The 10612-nt window shown below is 28.7% G+C and carries 11 protein-coding genes, 1 pseudogene and 1 riboswitch; of the genes and pseudogenes, 8 read left to right on the forward strand and 4 right to left on the reverse strand.

Annotation, left to right across the window (positions count from 1 at the left end; genetic code table 4):
- Positions 1 to 37: 37 nt before the first annotated feature.
- The gene (gene dnaA / locus TS70_RS02235) at positions 38 to 1390 is read right to left on the reverse strand and encodes a chromosomal replication initiator protein DnaA (RefSeq protein ID WP_040092395.1); all 1353 of its coding nucleotides are present in this window, start codon (positions 1388 to 1390) and stop codon (positions 38 to 40) included.
- 268 nt (positions 1391 to 1658) lie between these two features.
- Positions 1659 to 1757: riboswitch (purine riboswitch) on the forward strand.
- Positions 1758 to 1818: 61 nt separating this feature from the next.
- Between dnaA and guaB the strand changes: the two genes are divergently transcribed.
- From guaB to TS70_RS02270, 8 genes are all read left to right on the forward strand, one after another.
- Positions 1819 to 3264, forward strand: a complete 1446-nt coding sequence (gene guaB, locus TS70_RS02240) for an IMP dehydrogenase (RefSeq protein WP_198049284.1) — start codon at positions 1819 to 1821, stop codon at positions 3262 to 3264.
- A gap of 148 nt (positions 3265 to 3412) precedes the next feature.
- The gene (rpmH, locus tag TS70_RS02245) at positions 3413 to 3547 is read left to right on the forward strand and encodes a 50S ribosomal protein L34 (RefSeq protein WP_040094642.1); all 135 of its coding nucleotides are present in this window, start codon (positions 3413 to 3415) and stop codon (positions 3545 to 3547) included.
- Positions 3548 to 3587: 40 nt separating this feature from the next.
- A complete protein-coding gene (gene rnpA, locus TS70_RS02250; protein WP_198049285.1) occupies positions 3588 to 3908 on the forward strand; it encodes a ribonuclease P protein component in 321 nt (106 codons plus the stop codon).
- Between the two features lie 15 nt (positions 3909 to 3923).
- Positions 3924 to 5201, forward strand: coding sequence for a membrane protein insertase YidC (gene yidC, locus TS70_RS08385; protein WP_198049286.1), 1278 nt, complete (start codon positions 3924 to 3926; stop codon positions 5199 to 5201).
- A complete protein-coding gene (locus TS70_RS02260; protein ID WP_227991293.1) occupies positions 5201 to 5635 on the forward strand; it encodes a hypothetical protein in 435 nt (144 codons plus the stop codon). Before yidC ends, TS70_RS02260 begins: the two co-directional genes overlap by 1 nt.
- Before the next feature lie 29 nt (positions 5636 to 5664).
- Positions 5665 to 5787: a R3H domain-containing nucleic acid-binding protein gene (locus tag TS70_RS07220; protein WP_232332336.1), complete on the forward strand. Its 123-nt coding sequence runs from the start codon at positions 5665 to 5667 to the stop codon at positions 5785 to 5787.
- Positions 5788 to 5848: 61 nt separating this feature from the next.
- Positions 5849 to 7192 (forward strand): tRNA uridine-5-carboxymethylaminomethyl(34) synthesis GTPase MnmE, encoded by a 1344-nt coding sequence (gene mnmE / locus TS70_RS02265; protein ID WP_127092452.1) that lies wholly within the window; start codon positions 5849 to 5851, stop codon positions 7190 to 7192.
- Between the two features lie 9 nt (positions 7193 to 7201).
- Positions 7202 to 7972 (forward strand): TatD family hydrolase, encoded by a 771-nt coding sequence (locus TS70_RS02270; protein WP_040094634.1) that lies wholly within the window; start codon positions 7202 to 7204, stop codon positions 7970 to 7972.
- A 63-nt stretch (positions 7973 to 8035) separates the two neighbouring features.
- On the opposite strand, the gene TS70_RS02275 is transcribed toward TS70_RS02270, so the two are convergent.
- The 3 genes and pseudogenes from TS70_RS02275 to TS70_RS02285 form a co-directional block, all read right to left on the reverse strand.
- Positions 8036 to 9094 (reverse strand): rod shape-determining protein, encoded by a 1059-nt coding sequence (locus TS70_RS02275; protein ID WP_070407232.1) that lies wholly within the window; start codon positions 9092 to 9094, stop codon positions 8036 to 8038.
- Positions 9095 to 9164: 70 nt separating this feature from the next.
- On the reverse strand, positions 9165 to 10211 hold the full coding sequence (locus tag TS70_RS02280; RefSeq protein ID WP_198049287.1) for a rod shape-determining protein: 1047 nt from the start codon (positions 10209 to 10211) through the stop codon (positions 9165 to 9167).
- A gap of 170 nt (positions 10212 to 10381) precedes the next feature.
- Positions 10382 to 10612 (reverse strand): annotated as a pseudogene (locus TS70_RS02285) (hypothetical protein); the annotation flags it as partial.

The following is a 10612-nucleotide window of genomic DNA, read 5'->3' on the forward strand; positions in this document are numbered from 1 at the left end:
ATATTTTTCTTAGAAAAAAACGGTGGAAAACATTGTGTTATTTTCCTTCAATTTTCTTACGAATTGTATTTATTAAATGTTTAAATTCTTTGTTTGTTGCAATTTGTGATTCAACTTTTTTAACACTATTCATTACTGTCGTATGGTCTTTTCCACCAAACTCAGTTCCGATTCTTGTAAAAGGATCATCTAATAATGTTCGACAAAAATACATTGCTAATTGGCGAGCTTGCATTACATTACTAACTCGTGATTTACTCATCATTGCTTTAACAGTAATATTATAATTATCAGCAACAATTTGTTTAATTTTTTTAGGAGTAATTTTCTCATTATTTTGTAAAGGAACATTTTTAAAGGCTTTTTCAACGTCAACTAATGTAATAATTTCATCTGGTTTTTTATTCATAACTGCTAAAAATAATAAACGCTTAACTGCCCCTTCTAACTTTCGAACATCACTATTAAAATTTAAGGCAATAAATTCTAGTGATTCTTCAGAAAATAATGCTAAGTTATTTTGGTATTTTAATTTTTGTTCTAATATTTTAAGAGCAGTTTCAAAATCGGGTGAATCTAAACCAATACTTAAACCATATGAAAAACGTGAAATAATTCTAGCTTCAAATCCACCAAGATCATCAGGATATTTATCGGAAGTAATAACAATTTGTTTGTTTTTTTCAATATATGAATTAAAAATATGAAAAAATAATTCATTTGTTTTATTTCGTTTCGCTAATAATTGAATGTCATCAATTAGTAAACAATCATAAATATCATATGATGTTTTAAAAGCTTCAATGATTTCATGACCCTGATTTAAGATATCCATTGCAATTTTTCCAAACTCATTAGCTTTTAAATATTTAACACGGGTATTTGTTTTATAAATTTCATTTACTTTATTTTCAATGGCATGTAGTAAATGGGTTTTTCCTAAGCCAGAATCACCATAAATAAACAGTGGATTTCATTTTTTTCCCAAATCTAAAGCAACAGCCAATGCTGCTTGCATTGCTTCACGATTAGAATCACCACGAACAAAGTTTTCAAAAGTATAATTTTCATAATAGTTACTATTATTGTTTTCTTTTAAAGTATCAATATTGTTAATGACAGATGCTTGTTTATTAATATTTTTTTCTAATTCAAAAGAAATGTTATATTCGATCCCCGTTAGTTTTTTTAAAATATTTTTAATTTTATCATTTAAGCCTGCTTCAAAAACCCCAATTGCAATTTCTGATTTTGTTGTAATTAAGCAATTATTGTCAGATACAGTATATAAATTAGTATCACTAATGTAATAATTGTAAATTTCAGGTGAAACTGATTCATCACGGGATAGGATGTCTTTAACCTCACTTCATAATTCTTTTGTGTTCATTATTTCATCTCCATTAGTTTTTATCTTATTAATTATAAATAAAAGATGTGGAAAAGTCGCAAAAAATAATTTAATTTAAGAAATATTAAGGGTTTTCCACATATAATATTTTTTTATTTTTTTATAAAACGCTTATTTTTATTGAATAATTATATCTTTTTCCACATTATTAACAATTTTTGTGATTTAAAATTTTTCTTTGTGGAAAACAATTTAAATGTAGATTTTGTTGGTTCCTTTCTAATTTTTTGTTATAATCAATATAATTTAATACTATAATATATTTTCCTATATATACTAGAAATATGGTCTGGTGTCTCTACAGTTAACCCTAAATTAATTAACTATAGGTCTTAATTTATTTTTAATTTGTTAAGATCATGTTTCTTTTATTCAATTTTGTATTAAATCTTTTGGAGGAGAAAAACATGCAAATTAAAAAATCTTATACTTTTAATGATTTATTATTAGTTCCACAAAAATCAGATATTTTACCTTATCAAATTGATTTAAGAACTAAAATAACAAAAAATATTGAATTAAATATTCCCTTTTTATCTTCAGCAATGGATACGGTTACTGAATCAAAATTGGCAATTGCAATTGCTCGTGAAGGTGGAATTGGAATTATTCATAAAAATTTATCAATTGATGAACAAGCAGCAGAAGTTGAAAAAGTAAAACGAAATGAATCAGGTTTTATTATTAATCCAATTACTTTAAAACCAACAATGACTGTTCAAGATGCTGAAAATATTATGGCACAATATCGCATTTCAGGATTGCCAATTGTTGATGAAGAAAATAAATTATTAGGGATTATTACAAATCGTGATATTCGAGCTTGCCATGATTTATCAGCACCAGTTGCTGATTTTATGACAGTAAAAAATTTAATTACAACTCATGAAAAAATTAATTTAGAGCAAGCAAAAGAAATCTTATTAAATAATCGAATCGAAAAATTACCGATTGTTAATGCTAAAAATATTTTAAAAAGATTAATCACAATTAAAGATATTAATAATCGTGATGAGTATCCTAATGCTTGTAAAGATGATCAAGGACGGTTACGAGTGGGCGCTGCTGTTGGAATTGATGAAAACACTTTGTTACGAGTTGAAAAACTGGTTGCTGCTGCTGTTGATGTGATTGTTGTTGATTCTGCTCATGGGCATAGTCAAGGAATTATTACGATGGTCAGCAAAATCAAAAAGGCTTTTCCAACCCTGGAACTTATTGCTGGAAATGTTGTGACAGGAGCGGGAGCACTAGATTTAATAGCTGCTGGTGCTGATGCAATTAAAGTAGGAGTAGGGCCAGGAAGCATTTGTACAACTAGAATTGTTGCTGGTGTTGGAGTTCCCCAAATTACAGCTATTAATGATGTTTATGAAGTTTGTGCCCCAAAAGGGGTTCCCATTATTGCTGATGGTGGTATTAAATACTCTGGTGATGTTGTTAAAGCTTTAGCAGCTGGCGGTGCTGCGGTTATGATGGGGTCAGTTTTTGCGGCAACTCTGGAGGCACCTGGTGAAGAAATGATTGTTGAAGGTAAAAAATATAAAACATATATGGGAATGGGTTCTTTAACAGCAATGAAAAAGGGTAGTGCTGATCGTTATTTTCAAGATAAGAACCGTAAATTAGTGCCCGAAGGGGTTGAAGGTCGTGTTTTATTAAAAGGAAAATTAAGTGATATTCTTTTCCAATTTATTGGTGGGTTACGAAGTGGGTTTGGTTACTGTGGTGCCAAAAATATTGCAACATTACAAAAAACAGCACAATTTGTTGAAATCTCAAATAATGGTTTAAAAGAGTCACATCCCCATGACATTGCAATTACAAAAGAACCACCAAATTACACAAAATAAGATTAATTTTTAAAACCTGATTTTTTTAAATCAGGTTTTAAAATATCTAATATTTTTAAAAAAATATTATTTTAATTGATATTTCTTTTTAATTCATATATTATTTATATGATGTCTTAATAATTTGTATCATAAGGAGGTGCTAGCAATGAAAAGAACATGACAACCAAGCAAAATTAAACATAAACGGACACATGGCTTTCGAGCAAGAATGCAATCAGCTTCAGGCCGTAAAGTTTTAAGTAGAAGAAGAGCGAAAGGAAGAAAATTATTATCAGCTTAATTTAGTTGGTAAGATACTTTATTTTTCTATTTGTGTAAAAATGTGAAAAAAAAAATTTATTGTTAAAAAGAATTATGAATTTCAAAAAATAATAAATAATCGTTCTTTTATTAAAACTAACACTTATTTTATTTATTTTAAAAAAAATGATCTTAATTATCATCGTTTTGGAATATCCGTTGGTAAAAAATTAGGAAATGCTGTTGTTAGAAATAAAGCAAAAAGACAAATTAGAACTATGCTATCATTTGATTTTTCAACTACAGAAGGTTATGATCAAATTATTATTGTTAGAAAACCATATTTTAGTAGTAGTTACTTAGTTAATAAAAAAGTTTTATTAAACCAAATCAAGATGTAAAAAGGAGGCGTAATAGTGAACTATCGTGATTATATTTTCTCAGATGGGAAAAGAACACGAAAACCTTGATATTCAATTGCCTGAAAATGAACAAAATTAATTTTGTATCTTTTTTTAATTATATCAATGTTATGAGGCTGTGGACAAATGATGGTTCCTAAGTTTGGAACAGCCCAAATTTTAGATGTTTCTGGCCAAAGAGTATATAAACCAGGAGTTTTTTTTGAAATTATTTTAGGAAAAACTAATGTCGGAAAAGAACACTTTTTTCATTTTGAAAATGGACAATTATTTGAATATCCTTATTTAGCTATTAGAACATGGGCTGATGCTTTTGTAAAAACAACGTCACCGTTTTATGGTTGTTTTGTTTTTCCAATTGCCTGAATTTTAGTTAATTTAATTTATGGATTTGGTGGTTTAGATAATGGAGCTGGAATCATTGGAACACTTTTCTTAACTTCGTTAATTGTTCGGTTAATTACTTTAATGTTTAGTTGAAAAGCCCAGCGTAATCAAGATAAAATGCAGTTAATGCAAATTAAACAAGCAGAAATCCAAGCAAAATATAAAGGTTCAAAGGATCCTGCTGCTAAACAAAAACAACAAATGGAAATGATGCAATTATATCGGAAGGAAGGAGTTTCCCCCTTATCGACAATTGGTTCGTCATTCTTATCGATTCCATTTTTAATTGCGATGTATACCGTTGTGCGAGCAACTCGCGAGTTAAAAATGGCAACAATTGGGCAAATTTCTTTAATTGAAAAGCCCTGAGATATGATTACGAGTGAAAATTATGTCTATTTAGCGTTATTATTTGTTTATTTACCAATTCAAGTTGTGTCAATGATCTTACCAACGATTTTAAACCTTCGTAAAACAAAAGTTATTACAAAAGAACAGAAAAAGGCTCGTAAGCGTCAGTTTATCATGCAAGGGGTAATGATTATTGTTTTCTTTGTAGTTACAATTTCGATTGCGTCAGGGGTTGCTATTTATTGGATTTTCTCTGCGGTAATTCAAATTTTACAGACTTTAGGGTTTCATTTCTTACGAATTAAAAAACGTGGCAAAAAAAATAAAAATAGTGAATCAGTATGACAAAAAATTAAGAATTTATTTATTCGTAAACCAAAATTAACAACAATTGGTAATGCAGAAGTTGTTGAAGTAACAAAAACAAAACCAATAAAAACAAGTGAAGCTAATAAAGTTTCTTATAACCCAATAAAAACAAAACCAAAAAAATCAAAATTCTCTTTACATAGTAAGAAGAAAAATAAAGAATAATGCTTTTTGTTAAAGAATTTAAATCACAAAAAAAATTCAAAAAATTTTTAAATAGTTCATCGAAAACATATTTTTATAAAACAGAATTATTTACAAAAAACATTTTTTTTGAACGATTACATGTAACTCTTTTTGAGATTGATGATATTATTACTTTTTGTGAAGAGCGTTTAAAAATTATCATTGAAGATATCTTATTATCAAAAGATTATGAGATGTCTTTTTCATATCATAATAAACAAATTCTAATTATGTTAGATGTCAAAGATTTAACCCTTAATATTAATGTCTTTGAGTTTATTTTTATCTTAGAAAATCTATTACATACATATATTAGTCGAAAATTTCAAAATAATTTTAAAATTACGATTGCTTTTAACTACAATGAATCAATTCTACTTGAAAGTCTTCGCAAGATAATTAATAAAGTTTAATTATCAAAAAAGATTATATTTTACCTGTTATGAACAAAAACCAACGAAAGTTAGTTCATAAAATTATTTTAAAGTTGCAAAATTTAATTTCAAAATCAATTGGGCCAGAAAATGCCCGTCAAATTGTTATTAAATATAGCAATAAGAAATAATGGTTAGGTTCTGTTATAAAGTTTGATATAATTTAGCACAGCAAAGAGGAGTTTTAAAAAAATGTTTGAAGATACAATAGTTGCCCCAGCAACGGCGATGGTAAAACAAGCAATTTCAATTATTCGCATGTCAGGGCCTGATAGTTATAAAATTATTAATAAAATCTTTTTAAAAGCAGTAGTTCCTAGTGGAAACCAGGTTTACTATGGTTACTTAATCGATGGTAAAGAAACAATTGATCAAGTTATTTTAGTTTGTTTTGAAAAGCCAAATTCATTTACTGGTGAAGATATTATTGAAATTAATTGTCATGGGGGTGTTTTGGTTACTAATAAAATTATTAAGTTATTGTTAAAGAATGGGGCACGATTAGCTAACCGCGGGGAGTTTTCCCAACGAGCTTTTTTAAATGGGAAGCTTAATTTAGTCCAAACCGATGCAATTAACGATTTGGTTAACGCGACAAATGATACGAGTGCTAAAATAGCTTTAAATAATTTACAGAATAAAAATACACACTTAATTAGTGCTTATCGTGATGAATTATTAGATATTATTGCCAACATTGAAGTAAATATTGATTATCCAGAGTATGATGGAGTTGGTGACTTAACAACACAAGAATTAAATCAACGGTTATTTGTTTTAGAACAAAAAATCAATGATTTAGTTAAAATTAGTAAAGTTGGGAAAATTATTAATGAGGGAATTAATGTGTTAATTCTTGGAAAACCAAATGTGGGAAAATCCTCATTACTAAATTCTTTAATGAATGAAGATAAAGCGATTGTTTCGGAGATACCAGGAACAACAAGAGATATTGTAGAAGGAAAAATTAACTTAGGACCGCTAACATTAAACATTATTGATACTGCTGGATTACGTGAAACAGTTGATAAAATTGAACAAATTGGAATTGAAAAAGCACGACAACAAGTTGAAAATGCTGATTTAGTCTTAGTTGTTGCCGATAATGTTTTGGATTTAGTTGAATTAGATGCTGACGTCAAAGCATTAATTAAAAACAAAGAGTATTTATTAGTTTTAAATAAAATTGATTTACCTAATGTTAATAAACCCAACGTAGATAAGCATTTAGTTGGTATTTCTGCTTTAAACCGGGATATTAAAGCATTAATTGATAAGATTTTAATATTATATAACACTGAGCATCTTATTAAGGATGATCAGTTAGTTTTGTCAAATATAAAACAAATTTCTTTGTTAGAGAAGGTAGCAAATTCAATAAAAAATGCATATAATAATACTACGAGTGGATTTCCGGTTGATATTATTAATGTTGACTTACATGAGGCTTGGGAAATATTAGGTGAGATTCTAGGCGAAAATTATGAAGATGATTTATTGACAACAATTTTTAGTAGATATTGCCTAGGAAAATAGGAGGAAAATATGCAAGGAATCTTTGATACACACTGTCATTTAATGTCACATGAATATGAAAACGAAGAGACTTCAGCAATAATTGCTGATGCCAAAATCAGTGGTGTTTACTGGCTTAATAATGTTGGATATGATTTAAAAACGAGTAAAGCAGCAGTTCGCCATGCAATGCAATATGATAATGTTTTTGCAACAATTGGAATTCATCCAACAGGTGTTGCTGAATATGGTGCGACAGATTTAACAAAATTAGATCAGTTATTAAATAGCGATAAAGTAATTGCTGTTGGTGAAATTGGATTGGACTATTACCATAAGAATGTTTCACCAGACTTGCAAAAACATTGATTTATCAAACAACTTGAATTAGCAAAGGAGCACAACCTTCCTGTAGCAATTCACTGTCGTGATGCTTATGAAGATTGTTATGAAATATTAAAAACACAAAAAATTAAAAATGGTTTGATGCATTGTTATAATGGAACAATTGAAATGGCAGAAAAATTTTTAGATTTAGGATTTTATCTTTCATTTGCAGGAAATATTACTTTTAAAAATGCCGACCGGTTACGTGAAGTTGCTAAAATGGTACCATTAAATAAAATTTTGGTTGAAACAGATGCGCCATATTTAACTCCTGATCCATACCGTGGGCAAAAAAATTATCCTAAATTCATTATGTATACAGTTAAAAAACTAGCAGAATTAAAAAGTATGCCAGTTGAAGAAATGATTCGTATTACGAATAAGAATGTCCGTAAATTATTTAATCTTGAATAATTTTTAAATAACAAAATTGAAACAAAAAAATATTAGATTGCTCTAATATTTTTTTGTTTCAATTTATTTTCTTTTTTTACCTAATGATGATAATAATCCTTTTTCTTGGAAATTATACAAACCATTTTCGATATTTTTCTTAATTGTTTTTTCGAAGATTTTTGTTCCTTCAATAACACAATTTAATGGATCTGAAGCAGTTTTTGTTGGTAATTGGAAGATATCAAAGAAGTATTTATCAATATTTCTAATTAATGCTCCTCCACCACAAACTGTAATTCCATTTCTCATAATGTCTCCTGCTAATTCAGGTGGTGTATTTTCTAATAGTTCAATTACTAAGTCTGTAATTTTAGAAAATGCATTTAATAAGACATTTCTGATTTCTTCTGAACTAATTTTTGCTTCTTTTGGTAATCCTGAAACAATATCACGTCCATAGATTTGCATTGATCTTTCGTTATGGTATTTAACTAATGAACCAATGAATTTTTTAACATCTTCAGCTGTTTTTTGCCCAATAGCAATGTTGTATTCTGAACGAATGTATTTACGAATATCATCGTCAAAGTGGTTTCCAGCAACTTTAATTGATCTTGAAACTACGATATCACCTGATGAAATAATAGCTAAGTCAGTTGTTCCCCCACCAATATCAATGATTAAGTGTCCTTGAGGTAATTCAATATTAATTCCTGCTCCTAAAGCGGCCATTTTAGCTTCCTCTTCGATAATAACTAATTCAGCACCCATTTCTTTAGCAACATTTTTTAAAGCTTCTCTTTCAAGTTCTGTAACTCCACTTGGACATGCTAATAATACAATAGCATTTTTTCAAATGTTCATCATTTTCATTCTTGAAAAGATGTGTTTTAATAAATCTTGTGCAGCTTCCATATCTGCGATAACTCCATCTACTAATGGTGTTACCATTCTAATATCCCCGTGTGTTTTTCCAACCATATCATAGGCAGCTTTTCCTAAGGCAATTAAACTATTAGTTTTATTGTTATAAGCCATTAATGATGGTTCATTGTAGACTACACCTTGTCCTGAAACATACGCTAAAACATTAGCAGTTCCTAAGTCAAGAGAAATAAATGGTCTAGTTTCTGGTCTCACGTTTTTGTCCTCCTTAACAATTTAATAACTATTCATAGTTATATTAATAATAACTTATTAATAGCCTATTTTAGTAATTTAATTCTTTTACATGCATTGATTCTAATCTTAAGATATCAAAGATGTCTGATTCGAATTTTTTAGTTCCATTAATAACGGCTAATAATGGTTGTTCACCGATTTTTGATGGTAACTGTAATGTATCTGTAAAATAACGATCAATTCCTTTAATTAAGGCTCCACCCCCACAGATTGTAATTCCATTACGGAAAATGTCTCCTGCTAATTCAGGTGGTGTTTCTTCTAACACTTGTACTGTTAGGTCAATAATTCTTGACACAGGTACTTTTAATACTTCTCGGATTTCTTCTGGTGTTACTTCGATTTCTCTTGGTAATCCTGAAACTACATCACGTCCGTAAACTTTCATTCTTCTTTCATCAGGATATTTCGATAATGATCCGATTTCAATTTTAATTTGTTCAGCTGTTTTTGATCCAATTTCTAGACCATATTGTGAACGGATGAATTTTTGTACTTCATCGTTTAAATAGTTTCCAGCAACTTTAACTGATTTAGATAATACGATGTCTCCTGAGGCCATAACAGCAATATCTGTTGTTCCTCCACCCATGTCAACAACTAAGTTTCCAGCAGGTTTGTAAATATCAACACCTCCACCTAAAGCAGCCATTTTAACTTCTTCTTCAACGAAAACTTTAGATGCTCCTAAGTTCATTGCAATTTTTTTCAAGGCAGCTTTTTCTAATTCAGTAATAACTGATGGACAAGCCAATAACATAATTGAATGTTTTAATTGTTTTGTAATACGTAGTTTTGTAAAAATATATCTTAATTGTGCTTCTGTTGCACGAATATCGGTAATAACTCCATCAACCATTGGTCTAACAATACGAATTGACTTGTTTCCTTTTCCAATCATTTTGTAAGCTTCTGCACCTACAGCAATAATTCTGTTTTCTTTAATTCTGTAAGCAACAATTGAAGGCTCGTTATAAATGATTCCTGAACCCGAAACATACACTAATGTATTAGCAGTTCCTAAGTCCATAGAAACGAAAGCTGGTTTCTTTGTGCTATTATTAAATAAAGCCATGTAATTTTGTCCTCCTGTTTCTTCTTAATTTATTTCGTTAGATTAATATATTTGATTAATCAGTAAAAATGAATTGCAATTCTGTATTTGATTGTAAATAAAGAATACAATACAAAATAATTATAACATATTTTTAAACTTTTCTTTCAAAAATATTGTGATCGTTAGTTTTAGTAACGATTAGTATTAATGTTTAAGGGAACAACAAAAGTAGGGGACATAATTGTTAAAATGCGAATTAAAGTATTAACTAAATTTTTAATTCGTTGTTTTGCTTCTTCAATTGGTAAAAAATATGGAATTAATTTTAGATATTTAACTTGAACAGTTTCTTTATAAAAAGTAGTATATGTTTTGTTTAATGTTTCAATAGACTTCTTGCGATACCCTTTTTTATTAAA

Origin of the sequence: Spiroplasma sp. hyd1 (assembly GCF_016082235.1) — a bacterium.
GTDB classification, from domain to species: Bacteria; Bacillota_I; Bacilli_A; order Mycoplasmatales; family Mycoplasmataceae; genus Spiroplasma; species Spiroplasma poulsonii.